The organism is Paenarthrobacter sp. FR1 (genome assembly GCF_051106045.1).
Taxonomy (GTDB): Bacteria; Actinomycetota; Actinomycetes; order Actinomycetales; family Micrococcaceae; genus Arthrobacter; species Arthrobacter nitroguajacolicus_A.
This window is the reverse complement of sequence record NZ_JBPFSF010000016.1, coordinates 1-23,893: the sequence shown is the minus strand read 5'-3', so window position 1 is coordinate 23,893 and position 23,893 is coordinate 1. Positions and strand designations below refer to the sequence as shown.

Annotated in this window: 22 protein-coding genes and 1 pseudogene; 13 read left to right on the top strand and 10 right to left on the bottom strand. The window is 62.1% G+C overall.

Features of this window, described 5'->3' with window-relative positions; genetic code table 11:
• Position 1: 1 nt before the first annotated feature.
• From lspA to dnaE, 3 genes are read left to right on the top strand one after another with little or no spacing between them, the layout of a single operon-like run.
• Entirely contained in the window at positions 2-610 is a 609-nt protein-coding gene (gene lspA, locus ACR30Z_RS21845; protein WP_144652787.1) for a signal peptidase II, read from the top strand.
• On the top strand, positions 603-1,529 hold the full coding sequence (locus ACR30Z_RS21840; RefSeq protein ID WP_144652786.1) for an RluA family pseudouridine synthase: 927 nt from the start codon (positions 603-605) through the stop codon (positions 1,527-1,529). The genes lspA and ACR30Z_RS21840 overlap by 8 nt, the downstream gene beginning before the upstream one ends.
• A gap of 55 nt (positions 1,530-1,584) precedes the next feature.
• Positions 1,585-5,142: a DNA polymerase III subunit alpha gene (dnaE, locus tag ACR30Z_RS21835; RefSeq protein ID WP_144652785.1), complete on the top strand. Its 3,558-nt coding sequence runs from the start codon at positions 1,585-1,587 to the stop codon at positions 5,140-5,142.
• Between the two features lie 29 nt (positions 5,143-5,171).
• Here dnaE and ACR30Z_RS21830 read toward each other — a convergent pair whose 3' ends face one another.
• Positions 5,172-5,672 carry a flavin reductase family protein gene (locus ACR30Z_RS21830; RefSeq protein ID WP_306439417.1) on the bottom strand — a complete coding sequence of 167 codons (501 nt, stop codon included), beginning with the start codon at positions 5,670-5,672 and terminating at the stop codon, positions 5,172-5,174.
• Between the two features lie 111 nt (positions 5,673-5,783).
• On the opposite strand from ACR30Z_RS21830, the gene ACR30Z_RS21825 reads away from it, so the two are divergent.
• The 3 genes from ACR30Z_RS21825 (at position 5,784) to nrdR (ending at position 8,365) form a co-directional block, all read left to right on the top strand.
• Positions 5,784-6,317: a hypothetical protein gene (locus tag ACR30Z_RS21825; RefSeq protein ID WP_144652784.1), complete on the top strand. Its 534-nt coding sequence runs from the start codon at positions 5,784-5,786 to the stop codon at positions 6,315-6,317.
• 4 nt (positions 6,318-6,321) lie between these two features.
• The gene (gene hisD, locus ACR30Z_RS21820) at positions 6,322-7,695 is read left to right on the top strand and encodes a histidinol dehydrogenase (protein WP_434374586.1); all 1,374 of its coding nucleotides are present in this window, start codon (positions 6,322-6,324) and stop codon (positions 7,693-7,695) included.
• A 166-nt stretch (positions 7,696-7,861) separates the two neighbouring features.
• Positions 7,862-8,365 (top strand): transcriptional regulator NrdR, encoded by a 504-nt coding sequence (gene nrdR, locus ACR30Z_RS21815; RefSeq protein ID WP_144652782.1) that lies wholly within the window; start codon positions 7,862-7,864, stop codon positions 8,363-8,365.
• 55 nt (positions 8,366-8,420) lie between these two features.
• Here the strand turns inward: nrdR and ACR30Z_RS21810 are convergent, their stop codons facing one another.
• The 3 genes from ACR30Z_RS21810 to map form a co-directional block, all read right to left on the bottom strand.
• A complete protein-coding gene (locus ACR30Z_RS21810) occupies positions 8,421-9,188 on the bottom strand; it encodes an SDR family oxidoreductase (protein ID WP_434374585.1) in 768 nt (255 codons plus the stop codon).
• 7 nt (positions 9,189-9,195) lie between these two features.
• Complete coding sequence (gene ppgK, locus ACR30Z_RS21805; RefSeq protein ID WP_144652852.1) at positions 9,196-9,999, bottom strand: polyphosphate--glucose phosphotransferase; 804 nt, start codon at positions 9,997-9,999, stop codon at positions 9,196-9,198.
• A 72-nt stretch (positions 10,000-10,071) separates the two neighbouring features.
• Positions 10,072-10,950, bottom strand: a complete 879-nt coding sequence (gene map, locus ACR30Z_RS21800; RefSeq protein ID WP_144652780.1) for a type I methionyl aminopeptidase — start codon at positions 10,948-10,950, stop codon at positions 10,072-10,074.
• A 108-nt stretch (positions 10,951-11,058) separates the two neighbouring features.
• Here map and ACR30Z_RS21795 point away from each other — a divergent pair, with 108 nt between their 5' ends.
• Positions 11,059-11,223 (top strand): SPOR domain-containing protein, encoded by a 165-nt coding sequence (locus ACR30Z_RS21795; protein WP_011774435.1) that lies wholly within the window; start codon positions 11,059-11,061, stop codon positions 11,221-11,223.
• Here the strand turns inward: ACR30Z_RS21795 and panB are convergent.
• Positions 11,220-12,125 carry a 3-methyl-2-oxobutanoate hydroxymethyltransferase gene (gene panB, locus ACR30Z_RS21790; protein ID WP_144652779.1) on the bottom strand — a complete coding sequence of 302 codons (906 nt, stop codon included), beginning with the start codon at positions 12,123-12,125 and terminating at the stop codon, positions 11,220-11,222. The two genes, ACR30Z_RS21795 and panB, sit on opposite strands and share 4 nt — an antisense overlap.
• Before the next feature lie 190 nt (positions 12,126-12,315).
• Here panB and glnA (ACR30Z_RS21785) point away from each other — a divergent pair, with 190 nt between their 5' ends.
• Both glnA (ACR30Z_RS21785) and ACR30Z_RS21780 read left to right on the top strand, forming a co-directional pair.
• Positions 12,316-13,656 carry a type I glutamate--ammonia ligase gene (gene glnA / locus ACR30Z_RS21785; RefSeq protein WP_144652778.1) on the top strand — a complete coding sequence of 447 codons (1,341 nt, stop codon included), beginning with the start codon at positions 12,316-12,318 and terminating at the stop codon, positions 13,654-13,656.
• A 9-nt stretch (positions 13,657-13,665) separates the two neighbouring features.
• A complete protein-coding gene (locus ACR30Z_RS21780) occupies positions 13,666-16,677 on the top strand; it encodes a bifunctional [glutamine synthetase] adenylyltransferase/[glutamine synthetase]-adenylyl-L-tyrosine phosphorylase (RefSeq protein ID WP_144652777.1) in 3,012 nt (1,003 codons plus the stop codon).
• On the opposite strand, the gene ACR30Z_RS21775 is transcribed toward ACR30Z_RS21780, so the two are convergent.
• Positions 16,674-18,155, bottom strand: coding sequence for an arylsulfatase (locus ACR30Z_RS21775; RefSeq protein WP_434374584.1), 1,482 nt, complete (start codon positions 18,153-18,155; stop codon positions 16,674-16,676). The genes ACR30Z_RS21780 and ACR30Z_RS21775 overlap by 4 nt on opposite strands.
• A gap of 61 nt (positions 18,156-18,216) precedes the next feature.
• Here ACR30Z_RS21775 and ACR30Z_RS21770 point away from each other — a divergent pair, with 61 nt between their 5' ends.
• From ACR30Z_RS21770 to ACR30Z_RS21760, 3 genes are all read left to right on the top strand, one after another.
• Entirely contained in the window at positions 18,217-18,786 is a 570-nt protein-coding gene (locus ACR30Z_RS21770) for a GNAT family N-acetyltransferase (protein WP_144652775.1), read from the top strand.
• Between the two features lie 57 nt (positions 18,787-18,843).
• Positions 18,844-19,059 carry an AsnC family protein gene (locus ACR30Z_RS21765; RefSeq protein ID WP_144652851.1) on the top strand — a complete coding sequence of 72 codons (216 nt, stop codon included), beginning with the start codon at positions 18,844-18,846 and terminating at the stop codon, positions 19,057-19,059.
• 571 nt (positions 19,060-19,630) lie between these two features.
• A complete protein-coding gene (locus ACR30Z_RS21760; RefSeq protein ID WP_434374583.1) occupies positions 19,631-19,981 on the top strand; it encodes a hypothetical protein in 351 nt (116 codons plus the stop codon).
• Between the two features lie 62 nt (positions 19,982-20,043).
• Here ACR30Z_RS21760 and ACR30Z_RS21755 read toward each other — a convergent pair whose 3' ends face one another.
• Together ACR30Z_RS21755 and glnA (ACR30Z_RS21750) are read right to left on the bottom strand one after the other, a co-directional pair.
• Positions 20,044-20,274, bottom strand: a complete 231-nt coding sequence (locus ACR30Z_RS21755) for a hypothetical protein (protein ID WP_434374582.1) — start codon at positions 20,272-20,274, stop codon at positions 20,044-20,046.
• Between the two features lie 329 nt (positions 20,275-20,603).
• On the bottom strand, positions 20,604-22,028 hold the full coding sequence (gene glnA / locus ACR30Z_RS21750) for a type I glutamate--ammonia ligase (protein ID WP_090825712.1): 1,425 nt from the start codon (positions 22,026-22,028) through the stop codon (positions 20,604-20,606).
• A gap of 291 nt (positions 22,029-22,319) precedes the next feature.
• Here glnA (ACR30Z_RS21750) and ACR30Z_RS21745 point away from each other — a divergent pair, with 291 nt between their 5' ends.
• Positions 22,320-22,757, top strand: a complete 438-nt coding sequence (locus ACR30Z_RS21745) for an RDD family protein (RefSeq protein WP_144652772.1) — start codon at positions 22,320-22,322, stop codon at positions 22,755-22,757.
• Positions 22,758-22,839: 82 nt separating this feature from the next.
• On the opposite strand, the gene ACR30Z_RS21740 is transcribed toward ACR30Z_RS21745, so the two are convergent.
• Positions 22,840-23,601, bottom strand: coding sequence for a DUF4191 domain-containing protein (locus ACR30Z_RS21740; protein WP_144652771.1), 762 nt, complete (start codon positions 23,599-23,601; stop codon positions 22,840-22,842).
• Between the two features lie 94 nt (positions 23,602-23,695).
• Positions 23,696-23,893: pseudogene (locus tag ACR30Z_RS21735) on the bottom strand (lipoyl synthase); the annotation flags it as partial.

The window sequence follows — 23,893 nt, the reverse complement described above, 5'->3', positions numbered from 1 at the left end:
TATGACCGACGACTTAACCGATGACGCCTCGCAGCCGGAGCCAACCGTCCGCCGCAAGTGGCGTCCGGCCATGCTCTGGCTTTTTGCCGGCTTCGCCGTGTTCGCCTACGCCTTTGACCAGCTCACCAAGCTCTGGGTGACCAGCACCATGACGGAGGGTGAACGCATTCCGGTGCTGCCCCCGTTGCTGCACTGGTACTACATCCGGAACTCCGGGGCGGCGTTCTCCATTGGGGAAAACGTGACGTGGGTTTTCACTATCGTCATGGCTGCCGTATCGGTGGCAATCCTCTTCCAGTTGCGACGTCTGGGCTCGGCCTGGTGGGCGCTGTCCCTTGGCCTGCTTCTGGGCGGGGCGCTGGGCAACCTGACCGACCGCCTGTTCCGGGAGCCGTCCTTCGCCATGGGCCACGTGGTGGATTTCATCCAATTGCCCAACTTCGCCATCTTCAACATCGCGGACTCGGCGGTGGTGTCCGGCGTCGTCATTATCTGCCTCCTCACCCTTCGCGGCATCGGCATGGATGGAAAGCGCCAATCAGCGGCGGCCAAACCAGCCAGTGATGCCAAGCCTGCTGCCGGATCCGCGGGGGAGACTGCCGGTGAGTAACACGCTGGTGATTCCCGAAGAACTGGCCGGGGTGCGCGCCGATGCCGGCCTGGCGCAACTGCTGGCCATCTCCCGCTCGGCGGCAGCGCTGCTGATTGCTGAAGGAAACGTGACCAGCGGCGGTGTGGCACTCGGCAAGTCGGCAAAGCTCGTGGCCGGTGCAGTACTGGACGTTACTGTTCCCGAGCGGCCGGACCCCTTGGAAGTCGTGGAGGAAGTTGTGGAAGGCCTGAAGATCCTGCTGGATGACGAGGAATTCGTTGTCATCGACAAGCCCGTGGGGGTTGCAGCGCATCCCTCGCCAGGCTGGGTGGGACCAACGGTGGTCGGTGGCCTCGCCGGGGCCGGGTACAGGATTTCGACGTCCGGAGCGCCCGAGCGTGCAGGTATCGTGCACAGGCTCGACGTCGGGACCTCCGGCGTCATGGTGGTGGCGAAGACCGAGCATGCCTACACGGTCCTGAAGCGCGCTTTCAAGGAACGCACCGTGGACAAGGTGTACCACGCTGTGGTCCAAGGACTGCCTGATCCGCTTGAAGGCACCATCGATGCCCCGATCGGACGCCACCCGGGCCACGACTGGCGTTTCGCCGTGATCGAGGACGGACGGCCATCAGTAACGCACTACGAGGTGCTGGAAGCGTTCGGCAAGGCCACCTTGGTGGAGGTTCACTTGGAGACCGGCCGTACCCATCAGATCCGAGTCCATTTCTCGGCCTTGCGGCACCCCTGTGCTGGAGATCTCACGTACGGGGCCGATCCCCGGCTCGCGGCAACACTGGGGCTCACAAGGCAATGGCTGCACGCCCGCCAGCTCGGGTTCACGCACCCCCGAACCGGTGACTGGGTGGAGGTCAGCAGTGACTACCCTGCCGATCTCCAGTACGCCCTGGATCTGCTCGCAACCGGCTCTGCATAGGGGCCTCGCCGTCCGGGTCCGCTTCCTGTCGGACCCGGGACGGTAGACTGTCGTGGTGACTTCCAGCAATGATTCGTTCGTCCACCTGCACACCCACACCGAGTACTCCATGCTGGATGGAGCGGCCAGACTGGGTGAGTTGTTCGACGAAACCGAGCGGCTGGGAATGCCCGCGCTGGCCACCACGGACCACGGCTATTTGTTCGGCGCCTTCGACTTCTGGCGCAAGGCGACTGACAAGGGCATCAAGCCCATCATCGGCGTCGAAGCCTATGTGACGCCGGGAACTGCCCGCGGTGACAAAGAGCGTGTGCGCTGGGGCGACGAAAGCCAGCGCAAGGACGACGTCTCCGGCGGTGGCTCGTACACGCACATGACGCTCCTGAGCTACAACAATGTGGGCATGCGGAACCTGTTCCGGGCATCGTCCATAGCCTCCCTGGACTCTGTGTTCGGTAAGTGGCCGCGACTGGACCGGGAGCTGCTCAACACCTACTCCGAAGGCCTGATCGCCACCACCGGCTGCCCCTCCGGTGAAGTCCAAACCAAGCTTCGTCTTGGCCAGTATCGCGAGGCCGTTGAGGCCGCTGCTGAGTTCCGGGACATTTTCGGGGCAGAGAACTACTTCTGCGAGCTGATGGACCACGGGCTGGACATCGAACGCCGCGTCACAGGAGACCTCCTCCGCCTGGCCAAGGAGCTCAACCTGCCGCTGGTGGCCACCAACGACCTCCACTACACGCACGAACACGATGCCAAGGCCCACGAGGCCCTGCTGGCCATTCAGTCCGGCTCCACCCTCCTTGAACCGACGTATGACAACGGCGGCTCCCGCTTCGCCTTCTCCGGCAGTGGCTACTACCTGAAGTCGCCGCAGGAAATGCGTGAACTGTTCCGCGACCACCCGGAGGCTTGTGACAACACGCTGCTCATCGCTGAGCGTTGCGAAGTCTCGTTCAATACCGGTGCCAACTACATGCCACGGTTCCCCTGCCCGCCAGGGGAGGATGAGACGTCCTGGCTGGTCAAGGAAGTGGATGCCGGCCTCAAGTACCGGTACCCTCAAGGCATTCCGGACAAGGTACGCAAGCAGGCCGACTACGAACTCGGCGTCATCACGTCCATGGGATTCCCCGGCTACTTCCTGGTGGTTGCCGACTTCATCAACTGGGCCAAGAACAACGGGATCCGTGTGGGTCCGGGCCGCGGTTCCGGTGCAGGCTCCATGGTGGCCTACGCCATGCGTATCACCGACCTCGACCCCCTGCAGCATGGCCTGATCTTCGAACGCTTCCTTAACCCGGACCGCGTCTCCATGCCCGACTTCGACGTCGACTTCGATGATCGCCGCCGCTCCGAAGTGATTGACTATGTCACCAAGAAGTACGGCGACGAGCGCGTGGCGATGATCGTCACGTACGGCACTATCAAGACCAAGCAGGCACTCAAGGACTCCTCGCGCGTGCTGGGCTACCCGTTCAGCATGGGGGAGCAGCTGACCAAGGCACTTCCGCCTGCCGTCATGGCCAAGGACATCCCGCTTGCGGATATCCAGAACCCCGAGTCCAAGCGCTACAGCGAAGCCGGAGACTTCCGCCAGCTGATCGCCACCGATCCTGAGGCCGCCAAGGTCTTCGAGACCGCGCTGGGTATCGAGGGCCTGAAGCGCCAGTGGGGTGTCCACGCGGCTGGCGTCATCATGTCCTCGGACCCCATCATCGACGTCATTCCGATCATGCGCCGCTTCCAGGACGGCCAAGTCATCACGCAGTTCGATTATCCGACGTCCGAAGGCCTTGGCCTGATCAAGATGGACTTCCTGGGCCTCCGAAACCTGACGATCATTTCGGATGCCCTGGAAAACATCAAGATGAACCGCGGCGTTGACCTGGACCTGGAAAACCTCGAACTCGACGACGCTGCGTCGTATGAGCTCCTGGCGCGCGGCGATACCCTGGGTGTGTTCCAGCTGGACGGTGGCCCCATGCGGTCCCTGCTCAAGCTCATGAAGCCTGACAACTTCGAAGACATCTCCGCTGTGCTGGCCCTCTACCGGCCTGGGCCCATGGGCGCCAACGCCCACACCGACTACGCCCTGCGAAAGAACGGGATCCAAGAGGTCATCCCCATCCACCCTGAGCTGGAAGAACCGCTCAAGGAAATCCTTGGCGGCACCTTCGGCCTGATCGTGTACCAAGAGCAGGTTATGGCCGTGGCGCAGAAGCTTGCCGGCTACTCACTCGGTCAGGCAGACATCCTCCGCCGCGCCATGGGCAAGAAGAAGAAGTCCGAGCTGGACAAGCAGTTCGCTGGCTTCTCCCAAGGCATGCAGGACAACGGTTACTCCATGGCCGCCGTCAAGACCCTCTGGGACATCTTGCTCCCGTTCTCCGACTACGCCTTCAACAAGGCGCACTCGGCAGCGTACGGGGTAATTTCCTACTGGACCGCCTACTTGAAGGCGCACTATGCCCCGGAGTACATGGCTGCCCTGCTCACCTCGGTGGGCGATGACAAGGACAAGTCGGCCATCTACTTGAACGAGTGCCGCCGTATGGGCATCACGGTTCTTCCGCCGGATGTCAACGAGTCGTCGCTGAACTTCACTCCAGTGGGCACGGACATTCGCTTCGGCATGGGCGCAATCCGTAACGTCGGCGTCAACGTGGTGGATGCCATGGTCTCCGCCCGTACCACGGAGGGCAGCTACACCTCGTTCAAGGACTTCCTCCTGAAGGTGCCCGCGGTGGTGTGCAACAAGCGCACCATCGAATCCCTGATCAAGGCCGGTGCGTTCGATTCGCTCGGCCACCATCGCCGAGCCCTTGCGATGATCCACGAAGAAGCCATCGACTCCGTCATCACCCTGAAGCGCAACGAGGCCATTGGCCAGTTCGACCTCTTCGCAGGGTTCGAGGATCAGGAGCCGGAAGCGTCGCTGACCACCGAAATTCCGGATCTTCCGGAATGGGAGAAGAAGGACAAGCTATCGTTCGAACGGGACATGTTGGGCCTCTATGTGTCCGACCATCCCCTCCAAGGACTCGAGGGCGTCCTCAGCCAGCACGCTGAACAGTCCATAACGTCGATCATCGCGGAAGACGGACCACACGACGGCGCAATAGTCACCATCGCCGGCATGATCACCTCGTTGAGCCGGCGAATCGCGAAGGCCAGCGGCAATGCCTATGCCCGGGCCGAGATCGAGGACCTCGGCGCTTCCATGGAGGTCATGTTCTTCGGTCAGGTCTACGGTCCCATTGCTTCGGTCTTGGCAGAGGACTTGATTGTTGTGGTCAAGGGACGGTTGCAGCGCCGGGATGACGGGGCAGTGACACTGAACTGCATGGAGCTCTCGGTTCCGGACCTCAGCGAAAGCGTGAACGGCCCGGTCGTGATCACCATTCCCACGTTCAAGGCCACGGAATCAGTGGTGACTGACTTGCGCGACGTCCTGCGAACCCACCGTGGAAACTCCGAGGTCCGCCTGAAGCTGATGGGTGACACCAAGGTGGAGGTCATGGGGCTGCCCGTTCATATGCGGGTAAACCCGAGTCCTTCGCTTTTCGGTGATCTCAAGGTGCTTCTGGGTCCTGCGTGCCTGGATAACTAGGAGTTCGGAGCCCGTTCGGGACTGGTCCGTCAGATCTCGTAGTCGAGCGGTGCCGGCTGGCTGTAGCCGCCGCTGTGGTAAAGCAGGGGAGTGCCGTCTTCGCCCACCTGGCCGTCGATGACTTCCACCACGATCACGGCGTTGTTCTCGAATGACAGGCGCATTTGAATCTTGCCCACCAGCCAGCCGCTGACATCCTTGAGAATCGGGACGTCATGGGGACCCGGCTCCCAGTGGTCGCCTTCGAAACGATCCCGGGTCCGCGCGAACCGGTTGGCAAGGGCTTGGTTCTCAAGCCCCAGCATGTGAACACCGATGTAGTCCGCGCCGGCCACGGCGGGCCATGAACTCGAGCTCCTGGCCATGTTGAAGGTGAAACGAGGCGGCTCGGCGGACAGTGATGCCACGGACGTGGCAGTAAAGCCGAAGGGCTTCCCGTTGAGGTTGGCCGTAATGATGGCAACCCCGGCGGCATGCCTGCGGAACATCTCCCTGAAAGTCTGCTCAAATCCGGATTGTTCGCTTGCCACGTGGGTGTTTCTCCTGCGCTGGGGGCTGTGCTTCTCTCCTCAGGGTATTCCTCCTCCGCAGCGGCCCCTTATTTTGTTGAGCCCGCGTGAACGTTTGTTAATGTGAGTTGCATGACCGAGCCCAGAGTAAGCCTGCCCGCAGTTCCCGAACCTGCCCCCGAGGCCGCTCACCGGCGCCCAAGGGACGTGTTTTGGCTGGTGGTTCCTGCAGCCTCGGGCGTGGTGCTTGGCGTGCTGTGGTGGTTGCTTGCCCCGGGCGGACTCAATCTGGTCTCGGGCAACCCGGACCTGGCGGATCCAGCCAACACCGAGTCCTGGCTCCCGCGCGATTTGGTCCTCGCGGCGTTGATGCTGGTGGCCGGAATCGTCACCGGACTCATGCTCGACGGAAAGCTGCAGGGCGTGTACGCAACGCGCCGGCTGGTATTGGCACTCCTTGGCGGGGCAGTGGGAGCTGTCATCGCTTGGTTGGCAGGCCTGCTCGCCGCGCAATGGTGGGGCCCGGCTCAGGATCCTGCCGTTGACCCGGCGTTTGGCTTCACGCTCCGGTCTTACGCGGTGCTGGTGCTGTGGCCTGGTGCCACGGCCTTCATCACGTTCGTCCTGGCACTGTTCGGGGTTCTGTCCAAGAAACCCGTAAAATAGCCGGGTGACCACTTCTTCGGATACTTCCGCCCCCGCAGCTGCCTCCCTCGACTTCCGGAGCATCGACTTCCGGGGGCGACACCTTTCGCTGGCCGAACTGCGCGCAGCAGTGCCCAGGGCGCGCCACCAGACCATGGCCGACGCGGAACAGAAGGTCCAGGACATTATTTCGGCCGTGCGAAGCCGGGGTTTTGCCGCCTTGTCAGACTTGGCGAAGACATTCGACGGCGTAGAACAGTCCCACCCCCGAGTCCCGGCGGAGGCACTGACTCAGGCCTTGGCCGAGCTGGACCCGGCGGTCCGGGCTGCGTTGGAGGAGTCGATCAGCCGCGCACGACAATTTGCCGATCAGCAGCGCCCGGCAAACGTGGACGTCGGGCTGGCCGATGGCGCCGTAGTGAGCCAGAATTGGATTCCCGTGGGACGCGTCGGACTGTATGTTCCCGGCGGCCTCGCTCCCTTGGCGTCCTCAGTGATCATGAATGTGGTGCCCGCAGTGGCGGCCGGTGTTGAGTCGATTGCGCTGGCTTCCCCTCCGCAAAAGGACTTCGGTGGACTGCCGCACCCCACCATCCTGGCTGCAGCCAAACTCCTCGGCATCGACGAGGTGTATGCGATTGGTGGAGCGCAGGCAATCGTTTCGTTTGCCTATGGCATCCCAGGATCAGGGGATGAATTGCCCATCGAACCTGTCGACGTCGTCACCGGGCCAGGCAACATTTTCGTTGCCACGGCCAAGCGGCTGGTCAAAGGCGTGGTGGGCATCGACTCGGAGGCCGGAACCACCGAAATCGCCATACTCGCCGACTCCACGGCCCACGCCCCGCTGGTAGCAGCCGACCTCATCAGCCAGGCCGAGCACGATCCCAAAGCAGCTTCCGTCCTGGTGACTGATGACGCAGAGTTGGCTGACGCCGTCGTGATTGAACTCGAACGGCAAGCCGCCGCTACGAAGCACAGCGCCCGCGTGCTGGAAGCGTTGTCCGGACCGCAGTCCGGCGTCGTGCTGGTGGACGATCTTGAGCAGGGGATCGCCGTGTGCAACGCCTACGCCGCAGAGCACCTGGAGATCATGACTGCCGATGCTGCAGTAGTTGCGTCTCGCATCCGCAATGCCGGAGCGATCTTCGTGGGCGACTACAGCCCTGTCAGCTTGGGCGACTACTGTGCCGGTTCCAACCACGTATTGCCCACCAGCGGAACTGCCGCCTTCTCGTCCGGACTGAACGTCACCACGTTCCTGCGTGCTGTGCAGGTCATTAATTACAACCGTGCGGCGCTGGAGCAGGTCAGCGGCCATATTGTGAGCTTGTCCGGGGCCGAGGACCTTCCCGGTCACGGGGATGCCGTGCGAATCCGCTTCGCAAATGACCTCTAACCACTACATATAAGGGTGGTAACTACTACATGTAGTAGTTACAAGCTTGTCATTACTGTGCGAACAAACGTAAACTTGTGCCGGAAGTGAATCTTCCGGCACCTTTTGCGTATCCGGCGTCCTGCTGGTTCCGGTACCGTGCCGGAGCTGTCAGGGGAGGCCCAGCGTGTATTGTCCGTTCTGCCGGAATCCCGACTCCCGCGTCGTCGACAGCCGCATGGCGGACGACGGATCTTCCATTCGACGCCGCCGTCAGTGCCCCGAATGCGGCCGCCGCTTCACCACGGTGGAAACCACCAGCCTCTCTGTCATCAAGCGATCAGGCGTGGGGGAGCCGTTCAGCCGTATCAAGGTGATCAGCGGAGTCCGTAAAGCCTGCCAGGGCCGCCCGGTCACTGAAGACGACCTCGCCATGCTGGCGCAGGAAGTCGAAGAGAACATCCGGTCATCGGGCGCCGCTGAAATTGATGCCCATGAAGTGGGCCTAGCAATTCTGGGGCCCCTGCGGAAGCTCGATGAAGTGGCTTACCTCCGCTTCGCCAGCGTGTATCAGGCTTTTGAATCCTTGGAGGACTTCGAGTCTGCAATTTCGCTTCTTCGCCACGAGGCCGAGGCACATGCGAAGACTGGCGACAAAGAAGCCAAGGGTTCAGAGAAGAGCCAACTCTAGCTCCGGTGGCGGCAGCGGAGGGGAAGCCGCAGCCGCCACCGGCACCACGGCGGGGTTATCGCCCGCCTGAGACTGGGAGAACTGCGCCGGTAATATAGCCGGCCTCATTCGACAACAGCCACATGACTGCCGCAGCTACTTCTTCCGGCTCGGCTCCACGGCCCATGGGAATGGTCGGGTTCAGCCGCTCCACACGGTCCGGCATTCCAGCTGCTGCGTGGAGGCCAGTGTTGGTGCTTCCAGGCGCCACCGCGTTGACCCGGATGCCCTGCTTGGCCACCTCAGCCGCCAAACCGACCGTCAGGACATCCACGGCACCCTTGGTGGCGGCATAGTGGACCCAGGTTCCAGGGGAGCCGGCTTTGGTTGCCGTGGACGAAATGTTAACGATGGAACCGCCGACGCCGCCGCTGTCCGTCGAAAGCCTCCGGACGGCTTCCTGGCACATGAAGATCATGCCGGCAACGTTGACGTCCACAACGCGTTGTAGTGTGTCCGCGGGCACGTCCACCAGAGGACCGATCCGGTTGCCCGTGATTGCAGCGTTGTTGATGACGGCAGTCACCGGGCCCAGGAACGCGGCTTCCTCAAACAAACGCACGACGTCGGCCGGCTGGCTGACGTCGGCCTGGACAGCTTGCGCCCTGCCGCCGTGGTCAACAATGTCGTCGACGACGCTTTTGGCGCCGGCGCTGTCCGCGGAGTAGTTGACGACGACGCCGTACCCGGCACGGGCCGCAGCGTACGCGACCGAAGCGCCGATCCCACGGCTGGCCCCCGTGACAATCGCGATTCCGGATGCGGCGTTATTGCCCTCAGACATCCCAGGACTACTTGGCAAGCTTGTGGTGCAAAGCGACCTCAAGCGCTGCGCCAACAATACCGGCGTCGTTCTTCAATTTGGCGGTGACGATCTTGGTGCGCAGCTCAAGGTGCGGGAAGTACTCGTCGGACCGCTTCGAGATGCCGCCACCCACAATAAAGAGCTCAGGGGAGAACAGGAACTCAACGTGCTGGAGGTAGCGGTTGAGGAGGACGCCGTATTGATCCCAGCTGAGGCCGTCGCGCTCCCGGGCCACGGCTGATGCCTTGGTCTCGGCGTCGTGTCCGTCCACCTCGAGGTGGCCGAGTTCGGCATTGGGAACCAACTGCCCGTTGAAGATGAAGGCGGACCCAATACCGGTGCCCAACGTGATCACGAGGACGGTGCCGTCTACGCCTTCCCCCGCGCCGTAGCGGGCTTCGGCCAGGCCCGCCGCGTCGGCGTCATTGATGACCTCGACGGGGCGGCCAAGGCGTTTGGTGAAGGTGGCATCAATATCGGTGCCGAGCCAGGTCTTGTCTACGTTTGCCGCAGAGTTGACTACGCCGTGCTGGATGATCCCGGGGAAGGTCACGCCCACCGGCGAATCGGCAGCGGGTGCGTCGGGACGGTTGGAAAGTTCCTCAACGATTTGGGCGACGACCTCGGCAACGGCCTCCGGTGTTGCCGGCTGCGGAGTGGGCACGCGGAAGCGGTCGCCAATCAGCTTGCCCTTCTTCAGGTCGACGATGCCGCCCTTGATGCCGGTGCCGCCGATGTCGATACCGATCAGCGGGGCGTTCTTGTGGGTCTTCTCATCCTTCTTGGACAATGCATTTCCGATCATGGCAGGAGGGGATGGGCATGGCGCAGCCGCCCGGGCTGCAAAGACCTTCCGAGGAGCTTAGGGAAGGGTCAGGATTTCCGCGCCGGTCTCTGTGACCAACAGGGTGTGTTCGAATTGGGCCGTGCGTTTGTGGTCTCTGGTGACGACCGTCCAGTCGTCGGCCCACATATCCCATTCGATGGTGCCGAGGGTCAGCATGGGTTCGATGGTGAACACCATGCCTGCCTCAATCACGGTGTTGTACGCCGGGGCTGCGTCGTAATGCGGAATGATGAGGCCCGTGTGGAAGGCCTCACCCACGCCGTGGCCAGTGAAATCCCTCACCACGCCGTAGCCGAAGCGTTTGGCGTAGGACTGGATGGCGCGGCCGATTACGTTGATTTCGCGGCCCGGGGCCACGGCCTTGATGGCCCGGTTGAGCGACTCCTGCGTACGCTCAACCAGCAGACGGGATTCTTCATCCACGTCGCCAACAAGGAAAGTGAAATTGGTGTCGCCATGCACGCCGCCGATGAAAGCGGTGATGTCGATGTTCAGGATGTCGCCGTCCTGCACCACGGTGGAGTCCGGGATACCGTGGCAGATGACTTCGTTGAGGGACGAGCACAGGGACTTGGGGAAGCCCCTGTAGCCAAGGGTCGACGGGTAGGCCTTGTGGTCCAGGAGGAATTCGTGCCCCACCTTGTCCAGTTGGTCCGTGGTGACACCCGGCTGGATATGCTTGCCGACCTCAACGATTGCTTGTGCCGCGATTTTGCCGGCGATCCTGATCTTTTCGATGGTCTCCGCGGACTTCACCTCGGAGCCGGTGAACTTGGCGGGTGCCTTCTTGCCGACGTACTCGGGCCGGGGGATCGACGCGGGGACGGGTCGTTCAGGGCTGATGGTTCCCGGGGTGAGGGCGCCAATGGGTGCAGTCGAAGCAAGAGAAGGCATAGATTGATCATATAAGGCACACAAGAGACGTAAGTAACAATGCGTGGCTGGGTTTCCGTGACCCCGCCAACGTTACGCGTCCAGAGGCCCGAGGATCGAGGAGGAGACGTGACGGAGTACTGGTACAACGTCAAGACGCACGAGATCGAAGAGGACGCCATGTCCGATTGGACCCAGCTGATTGGCCCCTATAAAACCAGGGAAGAAGCCGAGCACGCCTTGGAAAAGGTCAAAGCACGAAATGATGCCTGGGACGCCCAGGACGACGACTAGAAGGAGTGTTCCGGTCCGGGGAAATGCCCGGACCGGACATCCTCGCCATAGGCGGCCGCAGCATCACTCAACGTTGTGCGAAGGTCTGCGTACTGTTTGACGAACTTGGCCATCTTGCCGCCCCGCAAACCGGCCATGTCCTGCCACACGAGGACTTGGCCCGTGGTGCTCTTGCCGGCCCCGATGCCGACTGTCGGTACCCGCAACGCGGCGTCGACGACTGCTGCGGTTTCCGTGGGGACCATCTCCATGAGGACGCTGAAGGCGCCGGCGTCCTGCAGTGCCACGGCGTCGTCCACCAAGCGCTGTGCGTCATCGCCGCGCCCTTGCACCCGGTAACCGCCCAGGGAGTGCTCACTCTGCGGGGTGAAGCCAATGTGGGCCATGACGGGAATGCCGGCCTGGACCATGGCCTTGACGGTGTTGGCGTAGTACGCAGTGCCCTCGATCTTGACGGCATGTGCCAGTCCCTCCTTGAGGAAGCGGACACCGGTGGCAACGGCCTGCTCAGCCGAAACTTCATAGCTGCCGAAGGGCAGGTCCGCGACGATAAGTGCGCGCTTGGCCGACCTGCTCACGGCCCGACACAGGGGAAGAAGCTCGTCCACCGTCACGGGAAGGCTCGTTTCGTTTCCGAACACGTTGTTGGAAGCGGAGTCGCCCACCAGGAGGACTTCGATTCCAGCCTGGTCAAAAATCTCAGCGGTGTACTGCTCGTAGGCGGTCAGCATCGCGAAGTGTTCGCCGTTGTCTTTTGCCTGCTGGAGGTGGTGTATCCGGACCCTGCTGATCGGCTTCCTGCCGGACGTCGAAGGCGTCTGTGCCGTAGCTGCTGGACCGGTGCCGTAGGGTGCGGAAACTTCGGCGGGCGTAGTGGACTCAGGAAGGTTGCTTGGGGCCATGGATAGAGCCTAAGCGGTGCCGACGGCGCCTGCCACCAGTGTGCCCAGCGTCACCTTATGTAAACGCTGTGTTACGCACAGGTACTGCTGCGGCATTAGCACGGAACTCTTAGTAGAGTGAAGGCTGAGCTGTCGTGGTTTCAATCCATTGAAACCAGCGGCATGGACACCGAATCGGAAAAGAGGCCCTATGGACCGCCAGCAAGAGTTCGTTCTGCGGACGATCGAAGAGCGTGACGTGCGCTTCGTACGCTTGTGGTTCACCGACGTCGTGGGTTCCCTCAAATCGGTGGCCCTTGCGCCTGCCGAGGTTGAAGGCGCCTTCGAGGAAGGCCTTGGCTTCGACGGTTCAGCCATCGAAGGGCTTGCCCGCGTTTTTGAGTCAGACATGCTCGCCCAGCCGGATCCCTCCACGTTCCAGATCCTGCCGTGGCGTGGTGAGACGGAACAGACCTCACGGATGTTCTGCGATGTTCTGACTCCCGATGGTGAGCCTTCGGCGGCCGACCCCCGCAATGTCCTTAAGCGCACCCTGGCCAAGGCTGCGGACATGGGATTCACCTGCTACACACACCCCGAGATTGAGTTCTACCTACTCAAGTCCAAGGACCTGGGCCCGGACGGCTCGCCTGTTCCGGTGGACGAGGGTGGCTACTTCGACCACGTCCCGGGTGGCGTCGCACAGGACTTCCGCCGCACAGCCGTCACCATGCTGGAGTCGGTGGGCATTTCCGTGGAGTTCAGCCACCACGAAGGTGGACCGGGCCAGAACGAGATCGATCTCCGCTATGCGGATGCCCTCCAGACCGCGGACAACATCATGACCTTCCGTACGGTCATCAAGGAAGTTGCGCTCCAGCAGGGTACGTATGCCACTTTCATGCCCAAGCCGTTCACCGACCACCCCGGCTCCGGCATGCACACCCACTTCTCGCTGTTCGAGGGCGACACCAACGCGTTCTTCGAAGCTGGAGCGGAGTTCCAGCTCTCCAAGACGGCACGCCAATTCATTGCAGGGATCCTCAAGCACGCGCCGGAATTTACGGCTGTCACAAACCAGTTCGTGAACTCCTACAAGCGGCTCTGGGGCGGCGGCGAGGCCCCGAGCTACCTGAGCTGGGGCCACAACAACCGCTCCGCACTGGTTCGCGTCCCCCTGTACAAGCCCGGCAAGGGCCAGTCGGCGCGGATTGAGTACCGCGGCATCGACTCCGCCACCAACCCCTACCTGGCGTATGCGGTCCTCCTTGGCGCCGGCCTGAAGGGCATCGAGGAAGGCTATGAGCTTCCCGCCGCCGCTGAAGACGACGTCTGGTCGCTGACCACCGCCGAGCGGAAGGCCATGGGACATGCTCCCTTGCCTGCCAGCCTGCACGATGCCATCCGCGCGATGGAGGAATCGGAATTGGTTGCCCAGATCCTGGGTGAGCAAGTCTTTGAGCACTTCCTGCGCAACAAGCGTGCAGAGTGGCAGGACTACCGCCTCCAGGTCACTCCGTATGAGTTGCAGCGCAACCTCGGCATTCTGTAGGCAGGGCCAGTGAGCCTTGCACGTCGGCTCATTTCAGCCGGATTCAGTGACCTCGAGAAAGGGGAACGTTTCCTCGCTGCCCCGGAACTTGAGGGGGTCGACCAGGACGCCCTGTTTGCCGGACTGTCCATGTCCGCCAGTCCGGACACTGCGCTCCAATCGCTGGTTCGGCTCATTGAGAAGAACCCGGGGCTGAAGAAGCTGGCGGCAACGGACCAGGACACCAGTGAGCCCATGTATCGGTTGCTGGGTGCATCCGAAGCCTTGGGCGAGTTCCTCATGCGGCGGCCTGAGCATCTGGATGTCTTTGATGTCCGGGTGAGTCCGGAACCTGTCCAGGCCTCCAGCGAGGAACTGCGGGCCCTACTCCTTCGTTCCGTGAAGGCGGAGCCGGGTGCCCAGCGTCCCGTCGCGGGAATCACCGGGCTGCCCGCCTATGCGGCCTTGCGGACTGCTTACCGCCGTGGACTCACGGAGCTGGCCATTAAGGACCTCTGCGCGGCATCCCCCCAGGACTTTATGCCGGCCGTCGGTGCCGAACTCGCGGATCTTGCCGGAGCTGCGATCGAGGCTGCCCTGGCAGTGTCCAGGGCAGAGGCAGCGGGCCAGTACGATGCCGATGAGATCGCTGACGTTGGCTTGGCCGTCATTGGCATGGGCAAGTGCGGCGCCCGCGAGCTGAACTACATCTCCGACGTCGATGTCATTTATGTCATTGAGTCCGGAGACCTGGACGACGCACGTGCCTCAACCATCGGCACTGCCTTGGCCTCGGGTATTTCCCGGGCGATTTCCTCTTCGGCGCCCGAGCCCGGGCTATGGGAGGTCGATGCCAACCTCCGTCCGGAAGGCAAGTCCGGGCCGCTGGTACGAACCCTCCCTTCGCATTTGAGCTACTACGCCAGGTGGGCCGAAAGCTGGGAGTTCCAAGCACTGTTGAAGGCCCGCACCATCGCGGGCGACCGGGAACTGGGCCAGCGCTACGAGAAAGCTGTGGAGCCCCTGGTCTGGTCCTCCGCGGGCCGGGACGGTTTTGTAGAGTCAGTCCAGGCGATGCGGCGCAGGGTGACGGACTACATCCCGGCGGCCGAGGAGCAGCGCCAAATCAAGTTGGGCCGCGGCGGCCTTCGTGACGTTGAATTCACAGTCCAGTTGCTGCAGTTGGTGCACGGTAAGTCCGATGAGTCGCTACGGTGCAGGGACACCACATCAGCGATTGCCGCGCTGTCTGCCGGTGGGTATATCGGCCGCACGGACGCAGCGGCCTTCGATAACGCATACCGCTACCTTCGCCTTCTGGAGCATCGGATACAGCTGTTCCAGCTGCGCCGGACCCACCTCATGCCTGTGGCAGAGGACGCCCAGCGTTTCCTCGCCAAGGCCGTCCTGGGACCCTTCTCGCTGGAGCGCCCCCATCCGGACCAGCTGATGGGGACGTGGCAGAAGACCAAGAAAGCTGTCCGGGAACTGCACGAGCGGATCTTCTACAGGCCGCTGCTGAACACCGCGGCCAAGCTGAGCAGCGAAGACGCCAAGCTCAGCCCGGAGGCAGCGCAGGGCCGCCTTGCCGCTCTGGGTTACTTGGATCCCCAAGGAGCGATGCGCCATATTGAAGCGCTCACGGCGGGTGTCAGCCGTCGTGCAGCATTGCAGCGCCAACTCCTTCCCATCCTTCTGGGCTGGCTCGCTGAGGGCGTCGATCCCGACGCCGGGCTGCTGGCGTTCCGCCGGGTCAGCGAGGCCCTTGGAACCACCCATTGGTATTTGGGATTGCTCAGGGATTCACAGGCGGCAGCCGAGCGGTTGTGCCAGGTCTTGTCGAACTCCCGCCTGATCTCGGATCTGTTGGAAGTTTCACCGGAGTCAGTGGCTTGGTTGGGCAGCGACAAGGATCTGGCTCCCGTCCGTTTCGAAGCCCAGTGGCAGGAAATCCAGTCCAAGCTGTCCCGTCATGCTGATCCGGAGAGCGCCATGCGGCTGATCCGGTTGATCCGTCGCCGCGAGATACTGCGGACGGCCATTGCGGACAGTTCGGGATTGCTGGATCAGGACGCCGTTGGCCTCGCTTTGGCGGAGACGGACCGCGCAGCGGTGCTCGGAGCATTGCACGTGGCGGAGTCCGTGGTGGCTGCAACCGAACCGTTGAAGACGGACGTGCTGGTCGTAGCCATGGGCCGGCAGGGCGGCCGGGAAATCGGCTATGGTTCGGATGCAGACGTGATCTACGTCCACCGTGCCCGCCCCGGGTTCAGCGACGCGGAAGCGCAGGAACAGGCGACGGCGATTGTCGCCAAACTGTCGAGCTTCCTCACCCAACCGCTCAAGCCGGCGATCATGGCCGAGCGCGTCCTTATGGTGGACGCCGACCTTCGGCCCGAGGGCAAAAACGGCGCCATGGTGCGTTCCCTTGAATCGTATGCCGAGTATTACCGACGATGGTCGCTGATCTGGGAAGCCCAGGCACTCTTGAGGGCCCGCCCGATGGCCGGCTCGGACGAGTTGGCTGCGGATTTCGTTAGCCTCATTGATCCCATCAGGTACCCGGACGAGCTCCCGGAGCAAGATGTTCGTGAAATCCGACGCATCAAGGCCCGTGTGGAGTCCGAGCGGTTGCCCCGCGGCGCTGATCCAGCCCGACACGTCAAGCTCGGACGCGGCGGCCTCAGCGATGTCGAATGGCTGGTCCAGTTGATCCAGTTGCAGCATGCCGGAAATCACCCCGAATTGCGGACCAGTTCCACCTTGGAAGCTCTTGCCGCCGCAGAGAAAAACGACTTCATTGGCGAAGAGGACGCTGCACTGCTGCGCGAGGCATGGCGGTTGGCCAGTCGCATCCGTTCGGCCAATGTCATCGTCACAGGCCGTGCTTCAGACGTGCTGCCATCGTCGCGGAAGGACCTCGAAGCTGTGGCGCGTTGGTGTGGCTACGCACCTGGCAACGCCGGCCACTTCGAAGAGGATTACCTGCGGCTTAGCCGCCGCGCCAGGGGAGTGTTTGAGAAGAAGTTCTACGGCAACTAAGCGGTGGCGGCTGCAGCCCTTTCGCGAGCGTGCCGCAGCATGGCAACGACCGGAGCTCCCGGTGTGAGTGTGCCGCCCTGTACGTAACCTTCTTCACGGTCTTGTAGGGCTTCCACCATGCGTTGCCGCCACATCTGGAGTTCGCCCTGGTGCGCTGCGTCGTCGGCGAGGTTATGGCACTCCTGCGGGTCGTCGTCGAGGTTGAACAGTTCTTCCGTACCCCTCCCGGAGCCCCAAATGTATTTGTGGTGCCCGTCCGTCAACCAATGCAGGTTCTGGCCCCAGTACACATGTTCGCCGTGCAGGACATCCCGAACGGCTTCGGTGCTCTGGCCCCGGACAATACTGGCCAAGGACTTGCCGTCGACAACTTCCGGGATGGGTAATCCAGCGAGGTCCAGCAGGGTGGGCGTGATGTCCCTGAGTTCCACCACGTGGTCCACCACAATTCCACGAGCTGACCGCTCCGCCGACGGCGCGTTGGCGATGATGAACGGCACGCGGGCAGATCCTTCGTAAGGCACAGCCTTGCGGAACATGTGGTGATCGCCCATCATTTCCCCGTGGTCACTGGTGAAGGCGATCACCGTGTTGTCCGTGAGGCCGAAGTCCGCCAGTGACTCCTTGATGCGATTGATCTGGAGGTCAATCTGCGCCATCAGGCCGTAGTATCCGGCCCTGGCCCTGTGGACCACATGGTCCGGCATACGGCCGTAGCTGGCCTGATAGTCACCGTCCTGCCGATGCTCGTCCCAATGGTGTTCCCAATTGCCCTCCACTGCTTTGTAGGCGGGAATGTTGAGGTACTGCTCGAAAGCCCACGACGGTGGGTCGTACGGCGGGTGGGGGCGGTGGAAGGAGAGGTAGAGGAAGAACGGCTTCACTGGGTCGCGGCGGTGCATCCATTCAATGGCTTGCGTGCCGATCCAGTGCGTGGGGTGCAGGCTTTCGGCTTTGTCCCAGGGGCGGGCCACGATGGAATTGCAGTTGACCCCGTGGTCGAAGTATTCGGCGTCAGGACCCATCCCGGGTTGCCTGCGGAGCCAGGGAACGTAGTCGTCAAACATGGCGAAGTGCTGTTGGTGTTCCCGGCGGGCGTGATGGAGGTACCCGTCGTGGAGGATGACGTCGTCGAAGCCCAACCGTGAGCGTTCGGGCCATACGTGCATCTTGCCGATGGCCTGCGTGTGGTAGCCACCCTTTCTGAACTCGTCCTGTACTGTCACCGGGTGGACTGCGTGGAACGGTACGCCGTCGTTGTAGCCAACGCGCCCGTGCCGTTCCTGCGATTGCCCGGTGAAGAGTGCCGCACGGGCTGGTACACACGAGGGCGTAGCAGAATAGCCTTTGGAAAACCGGACGCCGTTTCTGGCCAGTTCGTCGAGGTGGGGAGTCTCCACATGGGGGTGGCCTTCCGAGGACAGGCAATCGCCCCTCCACTCGTCGACGCAGATCAGAATGACGTTTGGCTGGCTCATGGGAGGGGTTCCTCTGACGTAGGAAACTATTGAGATAACCCTAAGGGGAGGACGCTGGAAAATGCTTGAATATGACTCAGGTGAAGCATTTTCAATCGGAAAAAATCAGTTTGGGTGGGGGGATGTCTGGCTAATACCGCTGAAGATGCTGGACGATGACTCCCGCGCCATCCAGCTGGGCGCGGTGGCTGAGCTGGCCGTGGAGGATGGTCAGCGCCGATTCGTGGGCGACCCCTTGCGCATGATGCTCACTGGTCTTGAAGAGGAATCCCGCTTGCCCTATGTCATCGAATCCGGGGGAGTGGCCGTCGGCGTTCTGACCCTCCAGTCCGGCGCGGCGCGGCTGGCGGGTTGGGGCGATGACGATAGCGCGTGGCTGCTGCGGGGCTTCCTCATCGACACCGCCAGCCAGGGGCGCGGTCTGGGCACCAGGGCCGCAGATGCCGCAGTGGACGAAGCCCGCAAGCTCACGGCGAGGCTGGGAGGCGGGCAGATCGGCGTCGTGCTTTCCGTCAACGAACTTAATCCTGCGGGGCAGGCTGCCTACGCCAAGGCGGGTTTCGTTGATGAGGGACCGTATCTTGGTGGGAACTCCGGTCCCCAACGGACAATGTTCAGGGCTTTCGAATGAGCCAACCTTCGTCAACGGCGGTTGACGTCCACCAAGGCGTCAACTATGGTTGACGACATGGAGGTGGACCGCATGAAAACGTTGGTTGGATCGATGGATGGCATGGGACCGGCTGAGGCACTCTATGCCGTGGCGGAGCTGCAGAAGGAAGTAGGCCGGAGGGAAGCTTCTCTGGTGCGGGCCGCCCGCCGGTCGGGCTTGTCGTGGGAGGCCATAGCCCTCTGCCTGGGAGTGAGTAAGCAGGCTGTGCACAAGAAGTACGGCAAGCAGTAGCGGGCGGGGCGGCCGGGGGCTGTTCCCGGCCGCCCCGCGTCGTCTACGATTCTCCCGTGACGGTGATGCTGGATCCTGAAGGCGCGACCTTTTCCGATGCGTCCTGCTTCCGATGTGAGCAGCCCGGGCCGCACTGGTCCTCACGTCATGGCCGGGCCGGAACCTTTGCGTGCCGTCGATGCTTCGCGACCTTCGTCGACATGGAACCCGGTGGGGCAAGCGCCGGTGTCCCGGTTGGTCATTCTGTGCCCGCCGAGACTATGGCTCGTTGTGAAACCAAGTAGTCGCCGCTGCCGGTCGGCGAAAAAACGAGTACACACTACTCGTGTCCCCAGGCTCTGGTGCGGGCAGCATATTCGGTATGACAGCCTATGTGATTGAACCAGCGGCATTGCTCCACCGCTGCCAGTGCTGCGGTGAAGAAACTGATCGGGTGTTCTGCCCGGACTGTGCGGCTCCGGAGCCGCCAGGCCAAACGCCCTCTACCAAACATTGATTCGTTCGGATGCCCGGACGCTAAGTATCCTTATAGACTTCTTCTGTATCTGATCTCAAGGCATAGGGGAACTACATGGAATACAACGGAAGTTCGACCGAAAAGGCCATTCCTGCCGGAGAGCTGGATCGACGTCACGTAGGTCAGTCCGTGAGCTTTCAGCCCAACGACTTCACTGTTGTCTTCGGCACCATCGCAGGAATTGCACGGACCGAGGCGCTCGTCTATCTGTCCCTGAACGGAGTGGCGGGTGGCACCCATCTGAAGGATGAGTACGACCTCCCAATTGATAAGAACGTCTACCTTCAGTTGGACCCGCTCGGCAGCGCGGAGAAGGGGCTTTCCGAGGCCGCCGGCTTCGTCAAAGACAAACTGGATGAGATCACCAGGAACACTCGCGAACGCGAGCACGACAAGTCGGAGTAGTCCGCAGGCATAAAATCGACCAGCCCCAGTGACTTGTGGGGCTGGTCGATTTTTTCTCTCCGCTATTGGACCGCGGAAGCCCGTCGCCGGTGGGTATGCCGCCTCGTGATGAGCTGCGTTTGTCGACGCCCCGGAAAGCGGGTGGGATGTTCAACGACGTGGTGCGCGAAATGGCGCCATTTGGTTTTGGCCCGGCGTTGCTTGTGATCGAGGGCGGTCAGCATGGTCAGGGTTACTCCAACCCATAAAACCGCCGCCACGAGGACGATACCCATCAGCATGAGGGGCTGCATGCTTGAAGTGTAAACCTTGACGATCCCGTGAAGAAGAGAGGGCAGGCCGCTGATTCCATCCAGTCGAACCCTCCGCAAAGCCAGTGTTTCCATGACCTGAGGCACCATGTCCGGAACCCAAGGGCATATGTGGCCGGACAAGGAAGATACGGCACGCGCTGCTGTCGCCTGTGTCCTCACGGACCGTCTCGATTCGCGAGCGGAGAAGCACGCAGAGGCGACTGGCCGCTAAAGACAATAGGCCGGTCCCGAGGTGGTGAAACCTCGGGACCGGCCCTGTCTGCTTCTTGATTCCTGCGGACTATGCCCGCTTCTGCCGCATGATCCAGCTAGACGCCGTAGTAGAGCTCGAACTCGTACGGGTTCGGGCGCAGCGACAGCGGACGGATCTCATTCTCGTACTTGTAGTCAATCCAAGTGTCGATGAGGTCCTGTGTGAAGACGCCGCCGGCCTGGAGGAACTCGTTGTCCTCGCGCAGGGCCTCAAGGGCCTCTTCCAGTGAGCCCGGAGCCTTGGGGATGTCCTTGGCTTCCTCAGCCGGGAGCTCGTAGAGGTCCTTGTCGATGGGTGCCGGGGGTTCGATGCGGTTGCGGATACCATCGATGCCAGCCATGAGCTGTGCAGCGAATGCAAGGTACGGGTTGGACGAGGGGTCCGGAGCGCGGAATTCGATGCGCTTGGCCTTCGGGTTGGTGCCCGTGATCGGGATACGGATACCGGCCGAGCGGTTACCCTGCGAGTACACCATGTTCACGGGGGCTTCGAAGCCCTTGACCAGGCGGCGGTAGGAGTTGACCGTCGGGTTGGTGAAGGCGAGCACTGCGGAAGAGTGCTTCAGGAGGCCGCCAATGTACCAGCGTGCGGTGTCGGAAAGGCCAGCGTAGCCCTTTTCGTCGTAGAACAGCGGGTCGCCGTTGCTCCACAGCGACTGGTGGCAGTGCATGCCCGAGCCGTTGTCACCGAAGACCGGCTTCGGCATGAACGTGACGGACTTGCCCCACGCGTCAGCGGTGTTCTTGATGACGTACTTGAACTTCTGCAGGTCATCAGCGGCTGCGGTCAGCGTGGTGAACTTGTAGTTGATCTCAGCCTGGCCGGCGGAGCCAACCTCGTGGTGGGAGCGCTCCACTTCAAGGCCTGCCTTATCCAGCTCGACGCACATGGCGTCGCGCAGGTCAGCCTGCTTGTCGGTGGGGGATACCGGGAAGTAGCCACCCTTGACGGGGGTCTTGTACCCGAGGTTGCCGCCTTCTTCCTTGCGGCCGGTGTTCCAGTGTGCTTCTTCGGAGTCGATCTTGTAGAAGCTGCCCTGCGGGGAGGACTCGTACTGGATGTTGTCGAAGACAAAGAATTCTGCTTCGGGAGCGAAGAAAGCGGTGTCCGCGATGCCTGTGGAGGCGAGGTAGGCTTCTGCCTTTTCTGCCACGCCACGGGGGTCGCGGTGGTATGGGTCACCCGTGCGGGGGTTCACGATGGAGAAGTTAAGAGCGAGCGTCTTCTCGATGCGGAACGTGTCGATGAAAGCCGAGGTCACATCCGGGATGAGCTGCATGTCGGACTCTGCGATGCCCTGGAAGCCGCGGATGGATGATCCATCGAAGAGCTGACCGTTCACGAAGAAGTCGAGGTCAACGCTCTTGGCCGGCACATTGAAGTGCTGCTGGACACCAGGGAGGTCGGTGAAGCGGATATCGACGAATTTGACGTCTTCGTCTTTGATGAACTTGAGGACTTCGTCCGCAGTCTTGAACATCTATGCTCCTTATGCATATCAAGTAACAGGCCCGGAAGGCCGCGTGGTGCAGCCCATACCAAGGGTCCGGAGACACAAAAAGATCCCCTTGCCGTGGCGGCTGGCAACTCATACCACCATAGGGAGATGGGATTTCCCGGGGGTGTCAGTATTGTTTCCGGCAGGTTACAGAATCATCTGTTGTGTAAACGGTAGTCGGCTTTGCAGTGTCCGGTCCAAGTGGGTCCGCTGGGCGAACACCCGGATCTGTTGGCGTCGGACAGCGAGCACCCCAGCCGTTAGGCTTGGAGTGTGGTTGATCGAAAAGATATTGGCTCCTGGTTGAGCGGCCCTGATACGTCCGGAATCTCCAAGTATCCCGGAGAAAGGCTCGGGTTGCCTGAATCGGGCCCCGGTTCCATTGCTCGGGCGGGCCGCCGTATCCTGGGCATCGTGGTGGACTGGACCATTGCACTGGTCATCAGCAACTTTGCCTTTGGCGGCAATCAATGGGCGACGCTTGCGATTTTCGCCGTCGAGCAGATTCTCTTGATCGGGACCTTGGGCTACAGCATCGGTCACAGGGTGGCGGGAATCCATGTGGTCCGTCTGGGAGGGGCGCCCGCCGGCCCGGTAGCGGCCATCGTGCGGACGTTGCTTCTTTGCCTTGTGATTCCCGCAGTCGTCTTCGACCCCGACCAGCGCGGACTGCACGATAAAGCCATGAATACGATCTTGATCCGTATGTAGCCGCTGGTGTGTCCGCCTCAACGACAGAAACCAAAACCGCCCCTGTCTCTGACTCAGAGACAGGGGCGGTTTAGTTTGATGCTTAGCGTCCGCGGGCGGCCTTGCGGTCCGGGCGTGCTTTGTAAGGATCGATGCCCTTGGGGATGGGGAGTCGGTTGCCCAGGGAATTGATGCGCTTGCTGACGGCGTTGACCTCCACCTTAGTGAGTTCCTTCTTCAGTTTCCCCATGGTCTTGGCCAACTTGTTCAGCGGCACCTGTCCCTCTCCGCGCCCGGACTCGAGAACGTGGATGGTGACGTTCGGGAGAATGCGTGCCAGGCGCTTGCGCTCTGCATCCACGAGTGGCTTGACGCGGTGCGTGGGCCCTTCGGAGACCAGGACGACACCGGCACGGCCAATAGCCATGAACACGGCATCCTGTGTACGGGGGTTGACGGCGACGGGCTGGTCCTGGGTGACCCAGCCGCGACGGAGGGTACCAAGTGCGGCACCCGAGGCGCCCGGCTGGTTTTCGATCTGGGCGAAGGCCGCCTTTTCGGCACGGCGGGAAAGGATGAACACCGCCGCCAGGAGACCGAGGGGAATACCGATGATCAGGCCAGTGACCCAGTTCTCCAAGAGGTAGCCAATAAGGAAGGCCACCGCCACCACGGCAAGGAACGCCAGCAGCATGATCCATACGACCTGAGGGTCGTTCCGTCGGGTCATTTTGAAGACTTCAGCGATCTGCTTCAGCTGGCTAGGCTTCTTTGCCTTGGCTTCCTTGGGCTTGCGCTTGAACAGCCCACGCTTGGGAGCGTCGGCCGAGGGGGTCGATTTGCTGGAATCAGGGGAGTTCGCCATAGTGCCTTAATTCTACGTGATGTACGTCGAAGGACCGGACGCCGTTACGCATGGCATCCGGTCCTTCGGTACTGCTGGTGTGTGGTTCGGGGGTTTAGCCGTGGGCGGCCAGGATGGTGGAGGCTTCCTGGCGGGTGGTGCCGGAGGACTCGATGTGGGCCAGGGCGGCGGGGATTTCCCAGCCCTTCTTCCGCATCGCGGTGGCCCACAAACGGCCTGCCCGGTACGAGGACCGCACCAACGGCCCGGACATGACACCCAGGAAGCCGATCTCCTCGGCCTCGTGCTGGAG

Coding starts and splice junctions, on each gene's coding strand:
- lspA (WP_144652787.1), top strand. CDS start 2: ATGACCGACGACTTAACCGATGACGCCTCGCAGCCGGAGCCAACCGTC.
- ACR30Z_RS21740 (WP_144652771.1), bottom strand. CDS start 23,601: ATGGCGAACTCCCCTGATTCCAGCAAATCGACCCCCTCGGCCGACGCT.
- ACR30Z_RS21825 (WP_144652784.1), top strand. CDS start 5,784: ATGACCGAGCCCAGAGTAAGCCTGCCCGCAGTTCCCGAACCTGCCCCC.
- ACR30Z_RS21755 (WP_434374582.1), bottom strand. CDS start 20,274: ATGCAGCCCCTCATGCTGATGGGTATCGTCCTCGTGGCGGCGGTTTTA.
- glnA (WP_144652778.1), top strand. CDS start 12,316: ATGGACCGCCAGCAAGAGTTCGTTCTGCGGACGATCGAAGAGCGTGAC.
- ACR30Z_RS21775 (WP_434374584.1), bottom strand. CDS start 18,155: ATGAGCCAGCCAAACGTCATTCTGATCTGCGTCGACGAGTGGAGGGGC.
- glnA (WP_090825712.1), bottom strand. CDS start 22,028: ATGTTCAAGACTGCGGACGAAGTCCTCAAGTTCATCAAAGACGAAGAC.
- ACR30Z_RS21765 (WP_144652851.1), top strand. CDS start 18,844: ATGGAGGTGGACCGCATGAAAACGTTGGTTGGATCGATGGATGGCATG.
- panB (WP_144652779.1), bottom strand. CDS start 12,125: ATGGCCCCAAGCAACCTTCCTGAGTCCACTACGCCCGCCGAAGTTTCC.
- ACR30Z_RS21760 (WP_434374583.1), top strand. CDS start 19,631: ATGGAATACAACGGAAGTTCGACCGAAAAGGCCATTCCTGCCGGAGAG.
- ACR30Z_RS21770 (WP_144652775.1), top strand. CDS start 18,217: ATGCTTGAATATGACTCAGGTGAAGCATTTTCAATCGGAAAAAATCAG.
- map (WP_144652780.1), bottom strand. CDS start 10,950: ATGCCTTCTCTTGCTTCGACTGCACCCATTGGCGCCCTCACCCCGGGA.
- ACR30Z_RS21810 (WP_434374585.1), bottom strand. CDS start 9,188: ATGTCTGAGGGCAATAACGCCGCATCCGGAATCGCGATTGTCACGGGG.